Here is a 23,346-nt window from a genome sequence, read left to right on the forward strand (position 1 = left end):
AACATATAGCTTATATTATAAGAAGAAATTATATATGAAAATTTTCGGCTAACTATCTTTTTCGTAAAATTTCCAACTTTCACTGAGTTTTTCAACTAAATAATCGAATGCTTCCTTTGGAGAATTAGCATAAACGAACAAATCGAAATCTTTTTTGGAAATCATTCTATTTTGCACCAAATAATCAAAATTAACAGTATTTTTCCAAAATTCTTCAGAATAGAGAACAATTGGGAGTGGTCGAGTAATTTTTAAAGTTTGGCGGAGAGTAAGTATTTCAAACAATTCGTCTAATGTGCCGAAGCCGCCAGGAAGAGCCACCATAGCCTTTGCAAGGTATGCAAACCAGAATTTTCTCATAAAGAAATAGTGAAATTCAAAATTAAGTTCATCGGAAATATACATATTTGGTTCTTGCTCGAAAGGAAGGCTAATATTCAGTCCGATGGAGGGCTGGTTTGCCTGATAAGCACCACGGTTAGCAGCTTCCATCATACCGGGACCACCGCCGGTACAAACATAATAACGACGTTCAGGTGGCAATTTGGCTGACCATTTGGCTATCATCTCGGCAAGAGCAACAGCTTCGTCGTAAATGCGTGAAGTAAATTCCAATTTTTCATGCTCTTCGATTTGATGTTCAATTTCAATTCTTTCTTCATCAACAGCATTTGAAAGTAGATTATTTAAAAGAGCGAGCTGGGATGTATATTTTTCGGTGGACATTGTTCTTGCAGAACCATAGAAAACGATAGTGTTTCTGATATTGTGCTTACGGAAATATTGCTCAGGATAGAGATATTCAGCAAGCATTCTGATGGTGCGACCATCCGGACTGTGGATAAATTCGGTATTGTCGTAAGCTTTTTGAACTCTTGCTTTACGTTTTTTCTTTTCAGGAGTATTTTCGTTAATAATTTCAGGGTTTGCCATAAAATCCTCAAAAAATAATAATAAGATAATGATTGACGAAATTAATTCGATTTTCTTATTAGAGAGTACCCTCCATCAACAATAATATTTTGCCCTGTTAAATATTCATTTTCTATAAAGAAATTAACTGCTGAGAGAATATCTTGGAGCTGACCATATTTTTTCAGTGGAATGTTTTCGTGAGTAATCGAAATAGGTTCATCTGCAACTTTTATAATACCGGGGCTAATGCAATTAACTGTGATACGGGGCGCAAGTTCAACAGCAAGCGATTTAGTCAAATGAATCAGAGCGGATTTGGATACATTATAAAGCAGGCTTCCCTTCCAGTGCTCAAGCCCACCGACAGAACTAATATTAATGATTGTGCCTTTTGATAAGGGTTGTCGGGCAAACTGCTGCGAGAACAAGAAGGCACTTCGCAAGTTAATATTGAACACCTCGTTCCATTCCTCAATTTTAATATCTGTGAAATTTTGTTTTTGAGGAAAAATGCCAATATTATTAATCAAAATATTAATTTCGCCGAGGTAATTAATAATTTCTGAGAAGGAGCGTTCAACTGCAGAAGGGTCGCTTGCGTCGGCTTTAAAGAGTTGGACATTAATTTTGAAATCTGATAATTTATGCGACAATTCATTTGCAACGCTTTCTGATTTGAAATAGTGAAGTGCTAAATTATACCCTTTGCGAGCAAGTTCAATTGCTAATTTTTGACCAATTTTGCTTGTCGAAGCTGTTAATAAAATGTTATTCATTGTTAAAATAAATTGATAAATGTTAATAGAATATTCTATTTTTCTTTTTTCTTAACATTAAGTTTCTTAATTTTCGTAACTTAATTATGTAAAATAAAAATAAGTTTTATTGTAACAAAATTGAAAAAATAAACTCGATATATGTTCCACATTATGTTGTTCAAGTAAAAGAAAAAAAATGTCTAAAAAAGTAGAACACCTTGATAAGGTAACAATTCGCTTCGCTGGAGACTCTGGCGACGGGATGCAGCTTGTGGGAACGCAATTTTCCAACACAGCTGGAACAGTCGGGAATAGTGTGAATACATTTCCTGATTATCCATCAGAAATACGTGCCCCCGAAGGCACATTATATGGCGTTAGTGCCTACCAAATTCATTTTGGTTCGAAAAAAGTTAACACAATAGGTGATAAGATTGACGTGCTTGTATGTATGAATGCTTCGTCGCTGAAAGTCAATCTACCAAATGTTCGTGAGAAAGGAATAATCATTGCTAATACTGCTGGTTTTGGTGAAAAAAACTTAAAGTTAGCAAAATATGACAGCAATCCGCTTGAAGACGGTTCTTTGAGCAAATATCAGCTCATAAAAATAAATATGAGCGAGATGATGAAACAAGAACTTGCAGATTTAGGAATATCTCCGAAAGCAGTCGAAAGAACGAAAAATATTTTTGCACTTGGTTTCATCTATTGGCTGTTTAATCGTCCTTTGGATTTGACAGAAAAATGGTTAAAAGATAAATTTGCAAATAAACCACAGATATTAGAAGCAAACCTGCGCGCACTGAGAGCTGGATATAATTACGGTGCTACACGTCAGGAAATGATAGTTCAATATCATGTTCATCATGCAGATTTGCCAAAAGGAACATATAGAAATATTACCGGGAACGAAGCTTGTGCAATAGGACTTGTAACTGCAGCAACAAAAGCAAAGCTTCCTCTTTTCCTTGGTTCGTATCCAATAACTCCTGCAACAGAAATTCTTCATTTTATCTCCGGATATAAACAGTTTGGTGTCAAAGTGCTCCAAGCAGAGGACGAAATTGCAGGTATTTGCAGTGCAATTGGTGCTTCTTATGGTGGTTATCTTGCAGCAACAACAACTTCGGGACCTGGCTTGTCTCTCAAAGTTGAGGCTCTTGGGCTTGCGGTAATCTTGGAATTGCCACTTGTTGTAATTGACGTTCAACGAGCTGGACCAAGCACAGGACTTCCGACAAAACCAGAGCAATCAGACTTGAACATTGCTTATTATGGTCGTCACGGGGAAGCTCCGATACCAATAGTTGCAGCAAGTGGTGCAGCTGATTGCTTTGCAATGACTGTTGAGGCTGCTCGTATTGCACTTAAATATATGACACCTGTAATCTTGCTATCAGATGGTTATATGGCACAAGGAACAGAACCTTGGCGTATTCCGGAAATGAGCGAGCTACCGGATTTAACTGTTAATTTTGCAACAGATCCGGAAACATTCAAGCCATACAGACGCGACCCGAATACACTTGCCCGTATGTGGGCTGTACCCGGCACACCAAATTTGGAACACCGTATTGGTGGACTTGAAAAAGAAGACATTACAGGTTTGGTAAGCCACGATCCACTCAATCACCAAAAGATGGTTGAACTTCGTCAGAAGAAAGTCGATGAAATTGCTAATGATATACCTCTGGCAGAAGTCGAAGGCGAACAATCGGGCGATTTGTTAGTTGTTGCTTGGGGCAGCGTTTATGGTCCGGTAAAAACTGCGTTTGATACTTTACGTGAGCAAGGACACAAGATTTCCTATACTCATTTGAAATATATTCGTCCGTTCCCGAAGAATTTAGGCGAAATACTATCTCGTTTTGAGCGTGTAGTCGTGCCAGAAATGAATATGGGACAGTTGGCTGATTTGCTCCAAAGCAAGTTCTTGCGTCCGGTACTTCGCATCAATAAAGTTCAGGGAATGCCGTTTAAAGCAAAAGAGATAGAAACAAAATTATTAGATTTGCTTAACAATAAAGGAGACAAATAAAATGACAACGATGCTTCAAGATATAGTTGTTAAGCGGAATGTGCCTACAAATCAATATACTCCGAAAGATTTCAAAGTAGATATAGATGTTCGTTGGTGTGCAGGATGTGGCGGCTATTCAATACTTTCTCAGGTTCAGAGAATTATGCCGGAGCTTGGAGTGCCGCGTGAGAAAATTGTGTTTGTTTCGGGGATTGGTTGTTCGAGCCGCTTCCCTTACTACATTAATGTGTATGGATTCCACTCAATTCACGGACGAGCATTAGCTGTTGCAAGCGGACTGAAAATTGCCCGTCCTGATTTATCAATCTGGGTAGCAACTGGCGACGGCGACTGTATGAGTATTGGAGGTAATCATTTTATTCACGCTTGCCGTCGAAATGTTGATTTAAATGTCTTAATGTTTAACAACGAAGTTTACAGTTTGACAAAAGGGCAGTATTCACCTACTTCCCAGCCGGGACAAAAGACAAAAACATCTCCGTTTGGAGTTGTGGACGACCCATTCAATCCTGCTTCGCTTGCTTTGGGTGCAGGAGCAACTTTTGTTGCTCGTGGCTATGACCGCGATCCTAAAATGTTGCAATATTTATTCGAGCGTGCGGCAGCACACAAAGGCATTTCTTTCGTTGAAATTTATGCCAATTGTGTAATTTTCAATGATGGTGCATTCGATAAATATACCGAAAAGGAATACCGTGATGATACAACAGTATGGTTGGAAGACGGGAAACCTTTGATTTTCGGGAAAAACCGAGATAAAGGTATCATTTTAGATGGATTTACTCCGGTTGTCGTTTCGTTCGAGGATGGCAAATATTCACCAAATGACGTTCTTGTCCATAACGAAAAAGATTCAACTCTTGCATTTATCCTTGCAAATATGACTTACAATCCGGATGTTCCTCGTCCGATCGGTGTATTCCAGAGCATTGACAAGCCATCATACGAAGAAAAAGTTGATAATCAAATCGAAGAAGTAACGAAAAAATTAGGTGAAGGCGATATTAATAAGCTTATGCGTGGCGAAGATTTCTGGACAATAGATTAATCAATTCTGTTATAATGAAAAAAGCCGCTCTTCATAGAGCGGCTTTTTTATATATTTAAACAAGTAGCTTCTCCTCTTCCCTACTTGCCGAATTCAGAGAGTGGAACGCATAGACAATCAAATTTTATTCAATGACTACAGAAAGTCTTTTCATAGATTTATCTTCAAGATATACAATCATCATATAATTGCCTTTTGCTAAAGAACATAAATCCAAAGCTTTATAATTAAATGAGGATTTTTCGTTCGTTACTAATTTCCCGTGGATATCATAAATTTCAATTTTTTCAATATTCAAAATTTCAGAGTAAACACTCAAAATATTGTTTGTTGGATTTGGATAAGCAACAACAAAATCAGTAGGTTTGATTTCGGAAATGCTTGTAATGCCAACATTGAAAGTGTAAGGAACATCGATATAATCGTTTTCATCAGCAACATTGGTAAAACGAATACGGATTTTGGACTGGCCAGTATTCATATTTGGCTTTAGATGAGCGGTTGGTTGGTAACCTAATACTTGACTGATTTTGAAGGAAGCAGGCAAATCAATTTCGTCGCTACCTTCTTTGTAAGAAGTTGTGCGAGTTACATAAGGATAGCAAAAATAAGTGCATACAGATACTTCGTGTCCTTCAGCAAGTTGATCAACAATAATTGAAGGATAAACTGTAACATTAGAGTTAGATAGATTTCTAATATCGAATTGGGATTCAATTTCATTATTTACATTTTGCGTGGAGATAATACTATCACAACTCGTAATTTCGAAACTGCTTTGCGAGTATGCTGAAATATAGGAGGAAACGATTAAAAAAAGCAGAAATGAAATTAGAAAAGTAACTTTTTTCATAATTTTAGCGTCCTATAATTATTAATAATTTGTTAATTTTAAAAATAAAACAAAGTAAAATAATAAAAAGTTACACAAAATTGGAGCAAAAAAAAATGAAAAAGGCAATATTGGTGTTAGTTTTCTCAATATTATTTGTTCAATTTGCAAATGCACAGGAAAAATCAAAGCTTCCGGATGCTAAAGTAAAGGATTTACAAGGAAATACAGTATCGACAAGTACATTCAGAAATGATGGGAAACCCGTAGTAGTAAGTTTTTGGGCTACGTGGTGCAAGCCTTGTATGGAAGAAATGGCTGCAATCAATGAATTATTTGCAGAATGGAAGGAAGAAACAGGCGTTCGCTATATTGCAGTCTCTATTGATGACTCACGTTCAAGCAGACGAGTTGCACCACTTGTAAAATCGAAAGGTTGGGAATTCGAAGTATATTTGGACGACAATCAAGATTTCAAGCGAGCAATGAATGTGAATAATCCACCCCACACATTTTTGTTGGACGGAGACGGGCAAATAGTTTTCGAACATAATGGATATGCACCTGGCGACGAGAAGAAACTCTATCAGAAGATTAAAGAAATTTCCCAAAAATAATGAAAAAAAAGCCGGAAATCACTGCTCCCGTTGGTTCTTTTGAATCGCTCCGGGCTGCAATACAAGCAGGAGCGAAATCAATTTATTTTGGAGCGGGCAATTTAAATATGCGCTCCAAATCAACGTTCAATTTTTCAACTGATGATTTATTTGAAATTCAAAAAATTGCAAACCGACATAGAATCAAGACTTATCTTGCTGTGAATACAGTAATTTATGATGATGATATAATTAAAGTTGATGAAATATTAGACGCTGCTTCCGATGCTGGTATAAATGCAATAATTGCGTCTGATTTTGCTGTAATTCTACGGGCAAGGCAAAGAAATTTACCTGTTCATTGCTCCACTCAGCTGAATATTTCTAATATTGAAGCTGTTCGATTCTTTGCTCAGTATGCTGATGTAATGGTGTTGGCTCGCGAACTATCTTTGGAGCAAACAAAAAACATAATTTCAGCAATACAAAAAGAAAAAATCAAGGGACCAAGCGGAAAATTAGTTAGAATAGAAATATTTGCTCATGGGGCACTTTGTATGGCAATTTCGGGAAAATGCTATTTGAGCTTGCACTTGCACGACCATTCGGCAAACCGTGGAGAATGCCTGCAAGTATGCCGTAGAAAATATCTTGTTACTGAAAGAGAACAGGGATATCAGCTCGAAATTGATAATGAATATATAATGTCCCCGAAAGATTTGGCAACAATTGGTTTTCTGGACAGGATAATTGATGCAGGTGTGGATATTCTTAAAATCGAGGGGCGGGGACGCTCTCCTGAATATGTAAAGCGCACTGTTGAATGCTACAAAGAGGCAATAGATGCTGTTTTCGATGGCTCCTACACGGCTGAGCGGATTGAAGAATGGCGAAAAAGGCTTCAAGAAGTGTATAATCGAGGATTTTGGGATGGATATTATTTGGGACAAACCCTTGGCGAATGGAACAACAATTATGGTTCGTCGGCAACCAGGCGAAAAATATATGTCGGTTTTGTTCAAAATTACTACTCGAAAGTAAGAGCAGCGGCGGTTCAAGTGCAGGCGGAAGAATTATCAGTTGGCGACGATATACTAATCATCGGGAATAAAACAGGGGTGTTGGAGACGAAAGTGGAAGAATTGAGGCTCGAAGATGCTCCAATACAGCGAGTGAGCAAAGGCGCGCTTTGTTCGATTTCGGTTCCCAGCAAAGTTCGACCAAACGACAAGGTCTATAAGTTTGTAGAGAGCAGGTAGAAAATAGTTGTAGCCATACAACAGCAAAAATGTGGAAAACTTTTTCTTGCATTTGTATTTTTTTTTTTTTTTTATTTTTGCCTTAGTTCTTTGACAATATATTTAATACTTTAATGGTTATTAAGAAAAGCTTCCTTCGTATCTTGCTTTTCTTCTCTTTGGGGTGTTGCTCGTTTTGCTTTAAGTTGTTCTCTCAACCAAGTGAACAATTCGCTAAAGCTAATCTGGCGGTTTTCCTCAACCAATCTCTTAACGATGATTGGAAAATGGGTAAATATCAGTCTTTCGAATGTTCTTCCGCAAATGAACTTTTGTTTAAATTCTCTTTTTTTGACAGATTTTTTTGCGAAAGCAAAAACAAAGTCGCTATCGGTTGCAAATACGAATATTTCGAAAGCAATAAAAATAGATATTTTCTTCCCACTGATAATATCATTCAAAGTGATAATATGTTGAAATACCTGATTGGCTGGAAAATCGACCCATACGTTAGTTTTAGCCTAAATACTCAGATTACTGAATCGTTCAGAAAATACCAAAATTCTGTAGTTCCTACCTCAAAATTCAGAGACCCTATTACTACTCAGCAAGGATTAGGTTTTGCCTCTATTTTAATCACAAATAATCATACTTTAATTGAAACATCACTTGGTGCAACAACAAAACAAATTCGAGCAAAGCGGTATACTTTGCTTACCGACAACAGACAAACCAAAGAAGTAGAAAAGTATAGAGCAGAAACTGGTGTCCAAATGAGATTCGACCTTATGCACAAATTTGCTGAAAAGATTGAATATCGAGGTAAATTTGATGCACAATTGAATCAGCTTGACAAGAAGCAATGGATATGCAACGCTGATAACGAAATAAAAGTTCAGCTATGGAAAATCTTTGGGATATTGATTAAGTTGGAACTTACTTATAACGAACAGGTTAGCAAAAGAATTGGTTACAAGCAATCGACTAAATTCGGTATAATCACCAGCTTTTGAACAAATCGGTTTAGAATGAGTTTTGGTAATGCTTTATTATCAATGATTGTAAAAATGATTACTCCCTTTGCATTTTTATTATCAGAGATAATAATGTATTACAAAGGGAGCAAAACCATTCTAAACACAATAAAATCAATTAAAATTAACTATTTTTCGGAGATTTTACAATGAAAAAGTTTGGAATGATACTGATTGCTTTTTTATCAGTATTCTTATTCAATGTTCAATTAGAATTGAAAGCAGCCCCGGCCCAGCCTCAATCAGTAGCTTGGGTATGGGGAGGATTTAAAAAAGCGGAAGCTGTGTCTCCAAATTCTGTTAAATTTGAATGTGGGAACGATATGTCAATAAAATGTTATGGAGTAACAAGCAATGGTGATCTAATTATTGGCCAACCAATAAAACTATTTATTAACAATAACAACATTAAAACTTCTATTGATGAAGCACCAGATGTAGGTACAGGCTATATTAATGTTATTTTGGAAGAAATAGATATGCAAGGATTAGAGCCATTTATTAAAATAACAACAACATCTGAAACAATTATTGTACCAACATATAAAGAATGGATTGATTATAATAGTAAATAATAAATATGGGGGCTCAAAAAAGCTGTTTAGATAATCTTCTGTTTCTAAACTTTCGAAGGTTCCACAAATTCATTGTTAGGGGCACGTTTAATAGTACAACTAAAAATAATTAATAAAAAAGTCTACATTTTGAGCCCCCCCCTTACATCATTTGACTTTTCATCAGAGGTAATTATGAGAAACGAAAGAATTTTTTTACTTATCCTGATCAGTAGTGTTTTAATATTTCTATTGTCTGATTTTGAACTTAAATCGCAATCACTTAGCAAAATTGATTCTGTTGGAATTTATCTCTCTTCGCAGGATTGCATTTCTTGCAATTCAGCATACGTGAAACCGCTAATCAATAAAATCAAGATAATTAAAAAACTATTCAATTTTAAATTAATAATAATATCCAAAGAAAAAATCACGACCAAACTAACAGAAACATATAAAAAATACGAAGTAGACGCAATTATTGATTTGTCCTCGCTTCCCAAAAATCTTCATCAAAAATTTCTCAAAATAAATGCCCCAGCTATTGTATTATTTAACGAAGAAGTAATTATTAACGAAATAAATTCCTCGTGTTTATTAAAAGAAGAATTTGATATAGATGAAATAGTACAAAAATCACTAAAAGTGCAATTTCGGTTGAACGACAAAATCACCTTTTCCTCTGACGAATTCACAAAAATTGATAAAACATTCAATAACTACAAAAGAAAAGAGATCGTATTTAATGATGATATTAGTAATTGCATTTTCAAAATAAAATACTCAGATACAGATAAATTAACTCAGAATAAATTATTTTGTTTAGACAACGAGTTTGAGGCAAAAATCAATCTAAAGAGAGATACTATTATATCAGAAAAGTTATTACCAAAATCAAAAATTGAAGGTTTCACAATAGATGATACAAGCTTAATTGTTTTTATTCGATATTATTACCAAAAAGCATTTACCAGTGAAAATGGAATCTTTGAAATACACAATTATCCAAAAGTTAGCTATACAAGCTCATCTGACAATTTCATAGAGATATTTAACACACCAAATGAATATGAAATATTTTTCGATAATATTATTAAACTCGATACAAATTATTTAGTAAATGGATTTAATCGTCCAGAATGCAATAATTTCCCATTTTATGAAAATCCTGATAGTACATTTTTCCTATTACTTTTCGATAGCAAACTTCAAAAAATCAAACCACTACTAAAACTATCTCATATAATTGATAATTATGATATTTCACATTATTATAATTTCTTTTCTTCAAAATTCTTTCCTTTGAGAAACAATAAAGTGCTAGTTGTAAGCAACCTGAATAATACATTCCTAATACTTGATTTTAGCAAGAAAAACGACATAAAAGTAATTCCAATCTCCAATAAATCATACTTATCTTTATTTAGAAATGAAATGAAGAAATTAGAACTCAATCCTAAAAAATTAATTGAAGAACCTCAAAATATTCTAAAAGGATTAAAAATATATTATTTGGACACCTACGTTAATAATGACAAAATTTGCTTTTTATTTTATGATAATACTAAAGATATTTTCACTATTGATATCTTTGATATAGATGGGAAATTTATTTTTAATGTATTTTTTCAGCTTGATGAGAATTTTGATACATTAAATAATATCAAATTGATAAATTTTGACGGAGATATTAAAATTATGTATTATAATTTTATTGAAGGTCAATGGAAAATTAAAGGGACAAGTTCTTTTTAAATATTTCTTACTGATTGTGATTAAATAATGGATAGTATTTTTTTAAATTTAAGGATACTTCGTTAGGATTTAGAAATAACAATTTAGAATTGCAAAACTTAAACCTTCAGATCGTAATACTTGTAGCAAAGCCCCATTCGTCTGTCTGGGGCTTTGTTTTGCAGGTGATTTTTTACTTGCGCAAGATTATTTCCTCAATTGAACTTTCATAAACTTGTTTCAGTTCTGAATATGAAGTTTCAAGAAAATTCTCGATAATAAAATCATTGAAGCAAACTTGTCCTAATTGGAAATAACCGACACCAAATTTATTGCAAATATCAATGAAATCATTTACTTTTTGCGGGTGGATAGAAACAACAATACGAGATTGCGATTCGCCGAAAAGTTCGCCCGCAGAATTGCCAATATTTACACGGCAACCAAGGCAATCGGAAGCTATTGATTTTTCAGCTAAACAGATAGCAAGACCGCCCTCGCTTGTGTCGTGTGCAGAAGACAGCAAGCGACTATCTATCATTTCAAGAACAGCATTTTGCAAAGCAATTTCTTCTTCAATATCAATTACTGGTGCTTTCCCCGTGATTTTGCCAAGTTTCATCTTTAAATATTCCGAGCCGCCGAGTTCGCACCGCTTATTTCCGAGAAGGAAGATAATATCGCCTTCTTGCTTGAAACCCATCGAAATTACTTTTGAAATATCGTCAATAACGCCCAGCATTCCAATTGTAGGTGTCGGGAAAATTGCATTATTTTGCGATTCGTTGTGGAAGCTGACGTTCCCGCCAGTAACGGGTGTGTCCAGATGTCGGCAGGCGTCCCCCATCCCGCGGATAGCTTCTTTGAACTGATAATAAACTTCCGGGTCGTAAGGATTGCCAAAATTCAAACAATTAGTGATTGCGACAGGCTTAGCACCAACACAAACAACATTGCGAGCAGCTTCGCAAACAGCGGACATAGCTCCCGAGTATGGATTTAAGTAAGTGTAGCGACTGTTGCAATCGGTTGCCAGAGCAATAGCCTTTCCAGGAAGTTCCTTTAATCGAACGACAGCAGCATCACCTTTCGATGAAACTGTATTTGTGCGAACCTGCGAATCATATTGTTCGAAAACCCACCGCTTGGAAGCGATAGTTGGGGAAGCAAGCAATTTCCAGAAGTCGTCTTTTTCTGCATTTGCTTGCTCAAATATAGATGTATCGAAATTTTCGGTTTCGTTTAGATATTCGGGGCGTTTCCATTCTCTATCGTATTGTGGCGCACCACCACCGAGCACAAGCGATTCGGCGGGAATGGAAGCAACTTGTTTGCCATTACGCTTAATGTTTAGAATACCATCGTCGGTAACATATCCAACGAGAGTGAAAGGCACATCCCATTTTTCGCAAATTTTACGTGCAACTTCCTCTTTTCCTTTGTGGATAACAGCAAGCATTCTTTCTTGCGATTCGGAAAGCATAATTTCATATGCACTCATATCTTCTTCGCGTAATGGGACTTTGTCCAAATCTATATCCATACCGGTATTTGCTTTGGCACTCATTTCGGAAGTAGAGCAGCTGATGCCGGCGGCACCCATATCCTGAATACCGGCGATAACACCGGCTTCGATAAGTTCCAGAGTAGCTTCGAGCAATAATTTTTCAGCAAAAGGGTCGCCCACCTGAACAGTTGGACGCATATCTTCGGTTTTTTCATCAAATTCACGAGAAGCAAGCAGGGAAGCACCGTGAATTCCATCTCTTCCGGTAGAACTTCCGAGAATAAACACAGGATTTCCGACACCAGAAGCTGCGGCAGAAGCAGTTTTACGAACATCTACAATTCCGACAGCCATTGCATTTACAAGAGGATTATCCTGATAGCAAGAGTCGAAATAAATTTCGCCTCCAACAGTAGGCACTCCGAAAGAATTGCCATAATGGCTAATACCTGCAACAACACCGCTCAATAGATACTTAGTTCTATTATTATCCAGATGACCAAATCGCAAGGAATTCAATGCTGCAATCGGACGGGCACCCATTGTAAAAATATCTCTTAAAATTCCACCAACTCCGGTTGCCGCCCCCTGAAAAGGTTCGATTGCAGACGGATGATTATGGCTTTCGATTTTGAACGCTATTGCATATCCCCCACCAATATCGACAAGTCCGGCATTTTCTTCGCCGGCGGAAACAAGCAAACGACCTCCGGAACGAGGTAATGTTTTTAATTGCTTGATGGAATTTTTGTATGAGCAATGTTCGCTCCACATAACGCTGAAAACGCCTATTTCAGTGTAAGTGGGAGTGCGACCGAGTATTTCAAGGATTTTGTTATATTCATTTTCGGTAAGTCCAAGTTCAAGAGCAGTTTCGAGGGAAACTTCAATTTCGGAGTATAGTTCTTTGTTCATTTTATTCTCAATTTAAAAAATTTCAAAAAACAAAAATAAAAAAAATAGGTATGTAAGAAAAATACTATTCGTGAATATTCCTTCTGAATGCTTCGATATTCGAACGGAAGTCGCCATTAAACAAAGCAGAGCCAGCGACAATAATATTGGCACCAGCTTCGACAACTTGCCGAACGTTTGAAGGAGTAATTCCACCATCAACCTGAATTTCAATATTTGCTAAATTATTATTATCCAGAAAAGACCTCAATTTTTCGCATCTACGAAGGAAAGAAGAGATAAAAGATTGACCACCAAATCCGGGATTGACAGACATCAGCAAAATAAAATCGCAAAACTCAGCGGCTTCGAAAGCGTATTCGAGAGGTGTAGCCGGATTGAGCACTATTCCAGCTTTGCAACCATAATTTTTAATAGTCGATATTGTGCGATGAAGATGAAAACCTGTTTCGACGTGAACAGAAATCATATCAGCACCAGCTTCGACAAAGTCGGCAATATATTTATCTGGGTCAGTAATCATAAGGTGGCAATCCAACGGAAGATCGGTTAAGCGTCCAATTGCAGAAACGACAAGCGGACCGAAAGTAATATTAGGCACAAAATGACCGTCCATAATATCGAGGTGAAGAATATCTGCTGAATTTTCCTCACAAAGTCGAACACTTTTTTCGAGGTTAGCGAAATTAGCCGAGAGCAAAGAAGGTGCAATTTTAACATTATTTATCATTTTTCTTTTCTCCGTTTGCCTTAGCAATTTTATACATTTCATTCAATTTTGCATCAACTTTTCCATAGAGAGAATTTTTAGGATATGCACCATTTTTATTGATTTTGCCGGCAGGGATATCCATCAAAATTTCTACTCCTTCATCAATATTATTGATAGCAAAAATCATAAATTTTTTATTTTTTACAGCTTCAACAATGTTAGTTGGCAACATTAAATCTTTCACATTTTGCTGAGGGATAATCACGCCGTGTTCACCTGTTAAACCACGTTTTTCGCAAACTTCGAAAAAGCCGCGAATTTTTTCGTTCACTCCGCCAATTGGTTGAATGTTTCCTTTCTGATCGACGGAACCTGTAATAGCAATGCTTTGTTTTATCGGGACTTCGGCAATAGCAGATAGAATAATATAAATTTCAGCAGCTGTGGCACTATCGCCATCAACTCCGCCATAGGATTGTTCGAACGCAATCGAAGCAGTAAGAGACAGAGGTCTTTTTTGAGCGAATTTTTCGCGCAGGAAACCAGTTAAGATAAGCACTGCCTTGTTGTGAATATTTCCGCTTAACTCGGCTTCCCGTTCAATGTTGATAATACCAGAATTGCCGGCAGAAATCGAAGCAGTAATTCTTGCGGGTTTCCCAAAAGAAATGAAACCGTTATTATACACCGTTAAACCATTAATTTGCCCAATGCGTCTGCCTTCGGTAGCGATGAGCATATCGCCTTCTAAAATTGATTTTTTGATTTTTTCATCCAAGAGATCGTTTCTGCGGCGTCTCCATTCAATTGCGTTTTCGACAACTTCCCTATCAATCAGAGCGTTTTTGCTCTGGCTGTCGTAGTATGCGGCTTCGCGAATAATATCAGCAACATCAGAAAATTTAAGAGTAATTTTGTTTTGGGAACCAGCAGTTTCAACAGCCCATTCGATGATTGCGGCAACACCATCGGGGGTGCAATGAGGGAGCTTTTCCATTTCGCAAATTCTCGAAACAAATCGTGTAAAGTTTTCAATCATCTCGTCGGTTCTATCAGTTTCGTAATCGAATTGAGCGTGAACTTTGAAAATTTTCTTAAAACCTTTTTCGTAATGGAAAAGCAAGTGATAAAGGGACAGCCCACCAATAATAATAACTTTAACATTAACATCGATAGGTTCGGGCTTGAGCGATGCTTGTGAGAACTGAAAATATGCGTCGAAAGTTTGAATTTCGAGTTTGTCGTAGAGAAGCACTCGTTTCAAAGCAGTCCAAACTCCCGGCTCGCTGAATAAATCGTTTGCATTGACGATAAGAAATCCCTGGTCGGCTTTGAGAATGGAACCGGCTTTGATTTTGGTGAAATCTGTTCGCCAGTATCCACCACGTTTGTCGAAAACACGTTCGATAGTACCGAAAAGGTTGTTATACGAAGGTGTAGTTTCTGTAATTACGGGGGCTGTTTCTGTATTAGAATTGTCCAACACAACATTAACGCTAAACAAGCGGAGAATATCCTCATCTACAGATTGGTCAGGATTAGGAATTAAATTGTTAAGTTGTCCAGCAGTTGCAACGAACAGGTTGAGATGATCTAAAATATATTTTTTAACTTCGTCAATATAAATATTAACTTTTTCATTATCAAATTGTTTAGGAATTTCGTCCAAAATAGAAGAGACAACAATTTCGGAATGTTTTTTGTCGTTTTCGATAATTGCTTTACGAAATTCCTGCATCATTTTCATATTTTCGCGAACAAGCTCGATAAGCTCATCGTGAAACTGACGCCATAAGTTTTTAATTTTTGAGGCTTCATCTTTGGTCATTTTGCCTTCAGCGAGCAATTCATCTATGACTTCTAATGTAACGGGTTTACCTTCGACAATAGGAAAAACTTCCGGCACAACAGTACCTTGTTGAGTTTCGAGTTGCCCGCGCATAAACTGGTGAGGGCGAATTTTATCATCGAACTGTTCAATTAAGGCTTGCTCGCGAGATTGGTATTCTTCAATAATTTTCATTCGGCTTTTTTGATAATTATCCTCTTCGAATAATTTAGGCAATCGACGGCGAATGAAATCGATAGCATCGTCCATTGCTTCGGCAAGTTCTTTCCCTTTTCCTTTTGGGAGCTTGATTAATCTTGGCTCGTCTGGTTTTGCAAAATTATTAACATAACAATAATCAAAAGTAATCGGGCAGCTATTGGTTACTTCTTCAAGAATATTTTTTACAGTAGTCAGACGACCGGTACCGGAAAGACCCGTAACGAAGATATTGTAGCCTTTTGCGTGAAGAGCGGCGCCCATTTTAATTGCTTCGATAGCACGGGGCTGACCAACGATAGTTTTCAGAGGTTCAACATCGCGAGTGGAGTTGAAATTAAATTTATCAATCGGACAGGACCACCTTAATTTTTCTGGTGGAACTTCGTAAATTTTTGTTGTTTTTTTTGCAGCAGACATATAATTATTAATTTTTTTGAATTAAACAAATCATAAAGCAAATCTACAAAAAAATATTATTTTTCCTAATAATTCTTAACATTCCAATAATTTTTGAGAAGTAAATGTAAATATATTTTATTTCAACAAAATGAAAATATTTTAATATTAAATTCATTTTTTCAGTAATATTTTTCTTGTTTGTTATCTAAAAGTAATTTATCTTTGTCGTAAGATATTAATCATAAGCAGCATAATGAGGAAGGTATATCGCTATCCGCTATACTTTCCCAAATTACTCAAAACGCTTGATACTGTTTGTTCTTTATATTTCTGAAAAGTAAGTAGTCAAATTAATAATTTTACTTAGAAGAAGTTATTATTTTGAAAAAAACAAAACTTACGCAGAAATTAAAGAATAAAGGCAAGCAAATATTCATAAAAGGGAATGAAAGTAGTAAAGAAAATAGTAAAATTTCTGGGGGAATTAAGTAAGAAGAAGGTGGCACGTCCAAAGCTTCTATTACGATTGTCGGTAGTACTCGCCATATTTGCACTTCTAATTTTTCTTGCCCAATTGTGGAATTCCAACCAACCTATTCATCAAATCTCAATTGTTGGCACATCATTTTTGACACCGGCAGAGGTAAAAGCTGAAATACAGGACGCTCCAATAATTAATCGCCCGAAAAATGAAATAAACTATGCAGAGCTTGCAAAAAGACTGCGACAAAATCCTTTCATAGAGAACACTTATCTGAGCGAAGGCATTAACTCGCTTACTATTGAGGTAAAAGAAAAGCAGCCAATAGCACTATTAGTTGATAATTACGGAAAGATGAGATACGTTTCGTATGATTATTCTATTCTCCCCTATCGATTATTCAATACAAATCTTGATATACCAATAATAACGGGCGTTTATAAGGACGAACTGCTGGATACGACGGCTCTTCGTAGCTCCATTGATATAATAAACCATATTCGTTCTAACTCGAATTCATTATTGATAAGTCTGATTTCAGAAATACATTATTCGAGAGATTCAAGAGAATTTATATTATATACATCTGATGATACTAAGAAAATCATTTTCGGAGGCACAGAGGATATTGAAGATAAAATCATGAATTTACATGATTATCTGAAATATGATCTTCAATATAATGGGAAAAAAGATTTTTCTTATATAGATGTTCGATGGAAAAACAGAGTAATAATAAAAAATAATATATAAGGAACTATATGATAACAAATGAACAAAATAAAAGTGGTAGTGAAATAACAGTTGGTTTAGATATTGGAACAACAAAGCTTTGTGCGTTGGTTGCAGCAAACGATTATTCTACTAAGACACTGAAAATACTTGGATTTGGTATAATTGAATCAGAGGGATTAAATCGTGGAGTTGTTGTTAATATTGATAGAACGGTAAAATCAATAAAAGCAGCAGTTCAACAAGCAGAGCAACAGTCGGGAATAAAAATCGAGGAAGTAGTTGTAGGAATTGCGGGCGACCATATAGAATCATTTCAGACATCGGGAATAGTTGGGATATCAAATCCGACAAGGGAAATTTCGAAAAGCGATGTGGACAGATTGCTCGACGACACCCGGAATTTTGCTATCCCAGCAGATAGAACAATTTTGCATATTATTCCTCAGGAATTTATCATCGACGGACAGGATGGGATTCACGACCCGGTTGGTATGAGCGGTGTGCGGATGGAAGCAAAAGTTCATATTGTTACAGGACTGACAACAGCTATTACAAACATACATCGATGCGTTGAACGTGCCGGACTTCGTGTAAAGAAAATAGTTTTGGAACCGCTCGCAAGCAGTCAAGCAATACTGACACCAGAAGAAAAAGAGGTTGGCGTTGCATTAATTGATATTGGCGGAGGAACAACAGATATTGCAATATTCGAAGAAGATATAATTAGATATACAGCTGTATTTGGCGTTGCAGGCAAGCAAGTAACAGACGATATTCGTAAGGTTTTGGGAATTGTAGCATCGCAAGCTGAGAGAATAAAACGGGAGTATGGGCATTGCTTTGAAGATTCGATAATGAAAGATGAAATCATAATGATTCCCGGAATAGCTGGACGCAAGCCAATGGAAGTTTCAAAACGACAGCTTTGCAGAATAATACAGCCAAGAATGGAAGAAATTTTTGAATTTGCACTTGCTGAAATCAGAAAATCAGGATATGAACATAGATTAGGTGCTGGTGTAGTTATTACCGGCGGAAACAGTTTAATCAGAGGTGCAGACGAGCTTGCTTCTGCTGTATTCGGTATGCCTGTAAAAATCGGTTATCCGTCGGGAATGACATATACAGGACTTGCAACAGAAGTTGAAAGCCCGGTATATTCGACAGCAGTTGGATTGGCTCTGTTGGGGCTTGATGGTTCGGGCAGTTATGTTGAAACTATTGACCATTCAATTCTTGAAAGCAGAATAAATCAAGTTGATGCTGCTTCGGAAGAAAAGATAAATGAAAAGGAACAAAAAGCTGAAAAAGAAAATAATGAGAACGTTAAAACAGATACAAAAAAGGAAAAATCTGATAAAAGTTCAGTATTCAAGAAAATAAAGAACTTTTTTGAAGAACTTTGATTATTAGTTTTAAAAATATATAAGGAAAAATTATGACAATTGAACTGGATACTTCTTCAAACCTGACCGGTGACGCAAAGATTAAAGTTGTTGGTATAGGTGGCGGAGGAGGCAATGCAATCAACAATATGATAAACAAAGGTTTATCAGGCGTTGATTTCATTGCAGCAAATACCGATAGCCAAGCTTTGCAACACAACAAATCTAAAATTAAGATACAGCTCGGAACTGGTCTGGGAGCCGGGGCAAATCCTGATGTTGCAAGGAAAGCCGTCGAAAGCGCCGTTGAAACGATAAAAGACACTTTAAAAGGTAGTGATATGGTATTTATCACTGCCGGGATGGGTGGCGGAACCGGTACTGGTGCTGCTCCAACAGTAGCAAAAGTTGCGCAGGAAATGGGCTCGTTGGTTGTTGGTATAGTTACGAAGCCTTTTGATTGGGAGGGAAAGCGTCGTATTGAAGTAGCATTGCAAGGAATTGAAGAGCTACGTCAATATGTGGATGCACTTATTGTTATACCTAACCAACGAGTTTTGGAAATTATCGATAAGAAAACTTCGTTCCAGGAAGCATTTATGAAAGTGGACGAAGTTCTGTATAATGCTACGCGTGGTATTGCTGATATTATTACTAATTACGGTGTAGTAAATGTGGATTTTGCTGATGTCCGGACAATTATGAAAGGAATGGGAGATGCCTTGATGGGTATTGGGACAGCATCGGGAGAAAACCGTGCAGTAGAGGCAACCAAGCAAGCATTGAATTCGCCGTTACTTGATGGTATATCAATTGCCGGCGCAAAGGGTGTGCTCATCAATATTACCGGTGGTTTGGATATGGGAATGCATGAAATAAGCGAAGCAGTTTCGATTGTCCAACAGGCTGCGGGAGACGATGTAAATCTAATACACGGAGTGGTTCTTAATCCAGATATGTCCGACCAGATTAGCGTTACTGTTGTAGCAACAGGTTTCCCAAAAAACGAAAAAAAGTCTGACGCTTCGACAAAGAACATTGAGCAAACAGATATTTTCGGGAAAGTAGTAAAGACTGAAATTAAAGCACAGCCTTCGCGTTCAGTCCCTGTAATGGGAGGAGTTACTGTAACGAAACCATCACCAGTTCGACCACACGGAACACCTATAGTTCCGAAGTTTCGTGAAATTCCGGAATCAAGTCCTAAGGGCGAGAAGAAGCTGAAAGAATATGATGAACCAGCATATTTGAGACGCACAGGACCGACATATAGTTCAACCGGGAATACGATAATTAACGAAACTGATAATACAGTTCCGCAGGCAGCAAATAATTTTTCGACTTTTTCGACCAATGATGTGCTTCAAGCCAAGATAACATCATCGGCATTTATAAGAAAACTAACTGATATTTAATCATAATTACCCAGAATTGCAACAGGGATTAGAAAAATAATCCCTGTTTTTTTATTTATTTTTCAATCAGATAGTTGAAAAAATTCATTTGCTTAATAAGTAAAAATAAACTATTTTTGTAATCTTTATTATGGAAAATTGTGTTTATTGTATTGATTTAATAATAAATTAAGGAGCGTAGGGAATTGGAACCCTCAGCTAAAATAACGATATCCGCAAAAAATGAAGAAATCGCTCGCGATTGGTGGTGTGTAGATGCCACAGGAATGACTGTAGGGCGTCTCGCAAGTCAGGTAGCAGCTATTCTTCGCGGAAAGAATAAGCCCTTGTTTACTCCTCATATCGACACTGGGGATTTTGTAATTGTAATCAACGCTGATAAGGTTGTTTTCGAAGGAAAGCGTGCCGAAATGAAAGAGTATAAGCATCATACGGGCTATCCCGGTGGTCAAATAACTCGTTCATTTAAGCAGTTGATACAAACTAATCCTACATTTGTTGTAGAACACGCTGTGCGTGGAATGCTTCCGAAAAATAGACTTGGAAGAAAAATCATTAAAAAATTAAAAGTCTATGCTGGCAGCGAACATCCACATTTAGCTCAAATGCCAAAAGAGCTTAAATTAAAATATTAATTTTTATAAGTTTGGAGTTTGAATGAAAGTTTATAGCGCCACAGGTAGAAGAAAAACGTCAGTTGCACAGGTGCGTTTGGTAAGCGGAACAGGAAAAGTGTTGATCAATAAAAGAACGATTGACGACTATTTTCCTGTAGAAGTGTGGCGAATTCACGCTTTAAGTCCACTTCAAGTTACAGACAACATCGGGAAGTTTGATGTGTTTGTAAATGTACGTGGTGGTGGGCTAACAGGTCAAAGCGGTGCTATTCGTCTTGGTATTGCCAGAGCGCTTGTCGAATATGACGAACAGTTGCGCGGAAAGCTACGCGAGTATGAACTTTTGACACGCGACCCACGTATGGTGGAACGCAAGAAATATGGTCAGAAGAAAGCTCGCAAACGCTTCCAATTCTCAAAACGTTAGTATTTTTTATTTTACCATGTGCCTCGATTGGCTCCGTGTGGCTTATTAAGTTTCGGACGCCAAGATGAAAGGTGCAGATGTTTAACATTTATAATTTTGGAGTTCTAATGTCAAAACATTATGTTTCTATCGAAAACCTGCTTGAAGCAGGTGCTCATTTTGGACATCTGACCCGCCGCTGGAATCCCAAAATGAGTAAGTTTATCTTCAATGAAAAAAATGATATTCATATCATTGACCTAAGAAAGACCCAAATTCTCATTGATTATGCACGTCAGGCAATATTTGATATTGCAAGCAAAGGGCGTGTAGTGCTATTTGTCGGGACTAAGCCACAAGCAAAACAAGTTATCCAAGATGAAGCAACACGAGCCGGAATGAACTATGTTTCTGAACGCTGGCTTGGTGGAATGCTTACAAACTTTGCTACAATTCGCAAGAGTATCAAGAGACTTGCACAACTTGACAAAATGGAAGTCGATGGCACATTCGAAAAAATCACCAAGAAAGAACGCTTGCTTATTTTGCGTGAACGCGATCGTTTGCGTAAGGTGTTTGGTGGTATCGAAACAATGACTCGCCTTCCTGGTGCTTTGTTTGTTGTTGATATAAAGAAAGAACATATAGCAATCAAAGAAGCAAAGATACTTGGTATCCCTGTAATTGCTATAGTAGATACAAACTGTGATCCGGATATGGTAGATTTCCCAATTCCTGCAAACGACGATTCAGTAAAAACAATTGAGCTTATCACAAAAGTGATGGCTGATGCTGTTTTGGAAGGCACAAAAATAGCGCGTATTCACGCAGCAGAACTAAATGCCGAAGCTGATCGTTTTGCAAAAGAAAATGAATTAGAAGAAGAAGCCGCAGTGGTTCGTCCACGTATGCGTGAAAGAAAAGTTCCCGGTCAGGGACCAAAACGCCCAAGAATTAAGGAAAACGAAAAGCCGGAAAATTCTACTGAAAATGTAGAAACGTCCCAATCATCGACAGAAACAAATGAGTAAAAATAAATATTTCGGGGGACGCTGAATGTCCCCCTTTTTTTGTAATTGAAATATGTTTAACTTTTTATAGATAATTAATATGGCTGAAATTACTGCTCAAATGGTTAAAACCCTTCGCGATAAGACAGGCGCAGGTATGGCAGATTGCAAAAAGGCTCTTGTAGATGCAAATGGATCGATGGATGAAGCAATCGAGATTTTACGTAAAAAAGGTGCTGCATCTGCTGCAAAAAGAGCTGATAGAGTTGCAAGCGAAGGTATTATTGCTACCCGTCTATCGGACGACCGCAAGCTTGCAGCAATTGTTGAAGTAAATTGCGAAACAGACTTTGTTGCTCGTAATGCTGAGTTTGAAAGCTACGTAAATAAAATTGCTGATGCATTGATTGAAAACGAGATTAATAACTTAGACGAGCTTATGAAAATCAATGTTGGTGAAGATACAATTGAAGGCATTCACAACGAGATATTAGCAAAATTCGGAGAAAAAATCGGTGTTAGCCGTTTCGAACGTATTAAGTCAAATGGCACTATAGCAACTTATAATCACGCTGGGAATAAACTTGCTGTTGTGATAGAAGCATCTGCTCCTAATTTTAATGAAGAAGCCTACGCTTTGCTACGTGATATAGCGATGCAAATTGCAGCAATGAATCCTCAATTCATTTCCCGTAATGATGTAGACCAAGCAACTCTTGATAAAGAAAAAGAAATTTATGTGCAGCAAGCAGTAGACAGTGGAAAACCTGCAGACATAGCTGAAAGAATAGCTGTCGGCAAGCTCGAAAAATTCTATCAAGAACAGTGCCTTATTGAACAATCGTTTGTGAAGGATGCAAATAAAACTGTTGCCGATGTTTTGAAAGAAATTTCAAACCTGATTGGCAATGATGTAACAATATTAAGTTTCCGTCGCTATTTATTAGGTGAAAAGAACTAA

At 36.9% G+C, this 23,346-nt stretch carries 20 protein-coding genes; 14 read left to right on the top strand and 6 right to left on the bottom strand.

The window, feature by feature from the left end:
- Nucleotides 1-48: 48 nt before the first annotated feature.
- Nucleotides 49-933, bottom strand: a complete 885-nt coding sequence (locus tag ACY2LT_RS05440; protein WP_491814368.1) for an LOG family protein — start codon at nucleotides 931-933, stop codon at nucleotides 49-51.
- A gap of 41 nt (nucleotides 934-974) precedes the next feature.
- Nucleotides 975-1,691 carry an SDR family NAD(P)-dependent oxidoreductase gene (locus ACY2LT_RS05445; RefSeq protein ID WP_491814369.1) on the bottom strand — a complete coding sequence of 239 codons (717 nt, stop codon included), beginning with the start codon at nucleotides 1,689-1,691 and terminating at the stop codon, nucleotides 975-977.
- Between the two features lie 178 nt (nucleotides 1,692-1,869).
- Here ACY2LT_RS05445 and ACY2LT_RS05450 point away from each other — a divergent pair, with 178 nt between their 5' ends.
- Nucleotides 1,870-3,714 (top strand): 2-oxoacid:acceptor oxidoreductase subunit alpha, encoded by a 1,845-nt coding sequence (locus tag ACY2LT_RS05450; protein ID WP_491814370.1) that lies wholly within the window; start codon nucleotides 1,870-1,872, stop codon nucleotides 3,712-3,714.
- 1 nt (nucleotide 3,715) lies between these two features.
- Nucleotides 3,716-4,765, top strand: a complete 1,050-nt coding sequence (locus tag ACY2LT_RS05455) for a 2-oxoacid:ferredoxin oxidoreductase subunit beta (RefSeq protein ID WP_491814371.1) — start codon at nucleotides 3,716-3,718, stop codon at nucleotides 4,763-4,765.
- A gap of 124 nt (nucleotides 4,766-4,889) precedes the next feature.
- Here the strand turns inward: ACY2LT_RS05455 and ACY2LT_RS05460 are convergent, their stop codons facing one another.
- Nucleotides 4,890-5,618: a T9SS type A sorting domain-containing protein gene (locus tag ACY2LT_RS05460; protein ID WP_491814373.1), complete on the bottom strand. Its 729-nt coding sequence runs from the start codon at nucleotides 5,616-5,618 to the stop codon at nucleotides 4,890-4,892.
- A 95-nt stretch (nucleotides 5,619-5,713) separates the two neighbouring features.
- Between ACY2LT_RS05460 and ACY2LT_RS05465 the strand changes: the two genes are divergently transcribed.
- From ACY2LT_RS05465 to ACY2LT_RS05485, 5 genes are all read left to right on the top strand, one after another.
- A complete protein-coding gene (locus tag ACY2LT_RS05465) occupies nucleotides 5,714-6,214 on the top strand; it encodes a TlpA family protein disulfide reductase (RefSeq protein WP_491814374.1) in 501 nt (166 codons plus the stop codon).
- Entirely contained in the window at nucleotides 6,214-7,452 is a 1,239-nt protein-coding gene (locus ACY2LT_RS05470) for a peptidase U32 family protein (RefSeq protein WP_491814375.1), read from the top strand. Before ACY2LT_RS05465 ends, ACY2LT_RS05470 begins: the two co-directional genes overlap by 1 nt.
- A gap of 113 nt (nucleotides 7,453-7,565) precedes the next feature.
- The gene (locus ACY2LT_RS05475) at nucleotides 7,566-8,444 is read left to right on the top strand and encodes a hypothetical protein (RefSeq protein ID WP_491814376.1); all 879 of its coding nucleotides are present in this window, start codon (nucleotides 7,566-7,568) and stop codon (nucleotides 8,442-8,444) included.
- Nucleotides 8,445-8,614: 170 nt separating this feature from the next.
- Nucleotides 8,615-9,040: a hypothetical protein gene (locus tag ACY2LT_RS05480; protein WP_491814377.1), complete on the top strand. Its 426-nt coding sequence runs from the start codon at nucleotides 8,615-8,617 to the stop codon at nucleotides 9,038-9,040.
- Between the two features lie 174 nt (nucleotides 9,041-9,214).
- Entirely contained in the window at nucleotides 9,215-10,774 is a 1,560-nt protein-coding gene (locus ACY2LT_RS05485) for a hypothetical protein (protein WP_491814379.1), read from the top strand.
- A 172-nt stretch (nucleotides 10,775-10,946) separates the two neighbouring features.
- On the opposite strand, the gene purL is transcribed toward ACY2LT_RS05485, so the two are convergent.
- The 3 genes from purL to ACY2LT_RS05500 all read right to left on the bottom strand — a co-directional run bounded on the left by purL (nucleotide 10,947) and on the right by ACY2LT_RS05500 (nucleotide 16,354).
- The gene (gene purL / locus ACY2LT_RS05490) at nucleotides 10,947-13,175 is read right to left on the bottom strand and encodes a phosphoribosylformylglycinamidine synthase subunit PurL (RefSeq protein ID WP_491814380.1); all 2,229 of its coding nucleotides are present in this window, start codon (nucleotides 13,173-13,175) and stop codon (nucleotides 10,947-10,949) included.
- Between the two features lie 64 nt (nucleotides 13,176-13,239).
- Nucleotides 13,240-13,905 (bottom strand): ribulose-phosphate 3-epimerase, encoded by a 666-nt coding sequence (rpe, locus tag ACY2LT_RS05495; RefSeq protein WP_491814382.1) that lies wholly within the window; start codon nucleotides 13,903-13,905, stop codon nucleotides 13,240-13,242.
- Nucleotides 13,895-16,354 carry a Lon protease family protein gene (locus tag ACY2LT_RS05500; protein WP_491814383.1) on the bottom strand — a complete coding sequence of 820 codons (2,460 nt, stop codon included), beginning with the start codon at nucleotides 16,352-16,354 and terminating at the stop codon, nucleotides 13,895-13,897. The genes rpe and ACY2LT_RS05500 overlap by 11 nt, the downstream gene beginning before the upstream one ends.
- A gap of 427 nt (nucleotides 16,355-16,781) precedes the next feature.
- On the opposite strand from ACY2LT_RS05500, the gene ACY2LT_RS05505 reads away from it, so the two are divergent.
- From ACY2LT_RS05505 to tsf, 7 genes are all read left to right on the top strand, one after another.
- Nucleotides 16,782-17,570: a cell division protein FtsQ/DivIB gene (locus tag ACY2LT_RS05505; RefSeq protein ID WP_491814384.1), complete on the top strand. Its 789-nt coding sequence runs from the start codon at nucleotides 16,782-16,784 to the stop codon at nucleotides 17,568-17,570.
- Between the two features lie 8 nt (nucleotides 17,571-17,578).
- Nucleotides 17,579-18,958 carry a cell division protein FtsA gene (ftsA, locus tag ACY2LT_RS05510; RefSeq protein ID WP_491814386.1) on the top strand — a complete coding sequence of 460 codons (1,380 nt, stop codon included), beginning with the start codon at nucleotides 17,579-17,581 and terminating at the stop codon, nucleotides 18,956-18,958.
- Nucleotides 18,959-18,990: 32 nt separating this feature from the next.
- Nucleotides 18,991-20,352 carry a cell division protein FtsZ gene (gene ftsZ / locus ACY2LT_RS05515; protein WP_491814387.1) on the top strand — a complete coding sequence of 454 codons (1,362 nt, stop codon included), beginning with the start codon at nucleotides 18,991-18,993 and terminating at the stop codon, nucleotides 20,350-20,352.
- A gap of 203 nt (nucleotides 20,353-20,555) precedes the next feature.
- Nucleotides 20,556-20,987: a 50S ribosomal protein L13 gene (gene rplM / locus ACY2LT_RS05520; RefSeq protein WP_491816782.1), complete on the top strand. Its 432-nt coding sequence runs from the start codon at nucleotides 20,556-20,558 to the stop codon at nucleotides 20,985-20,987.
- Nucleotides 20,988-21,009: 22 nt separating this feature from the next.
- Nucleotides 21,010-21,396, top strand: coding sequence for a 30S ribosomal protein S9 (rpsI, locus tag ACY2LT_RS05525; protein WP_491814388.1), 387 nt, complete (start codon nucleotides 21,010-21,012; stop codon nucleotides 21,394-21,396).
- Nucleotides 21,397-21,503: 107 nt separating this feature from the next.
- Nucleotides 21,504-22,406: a 30S ribosomal protein S2 gene (rpsB, locus tag ACY2LT_RS05530; protein ID WP_491814389.1), complete on the top strand. Its 903-nt coding sequence runs from the start codon at nucleotides 21,504-21,506 to the stop codon at nucleotides 22,404-22,406.
- Nucleotides 22,407-22,485: 79 nt separating this feature from the next.
- Complete coding sequence (gene tsf, locus ACY2LT_RS05535; protein WP_491814390.1) at nucleotides 22,486-23,346, top strand: translation elongation factor Ts; 861 nt, start codon at nucleotides 22,486-22,488, stop codon at nucleotides 23,344-23,346.

The sequence above is a fragment of the Eximiradius proteiniborus genome (assembly GCF_058546985.1).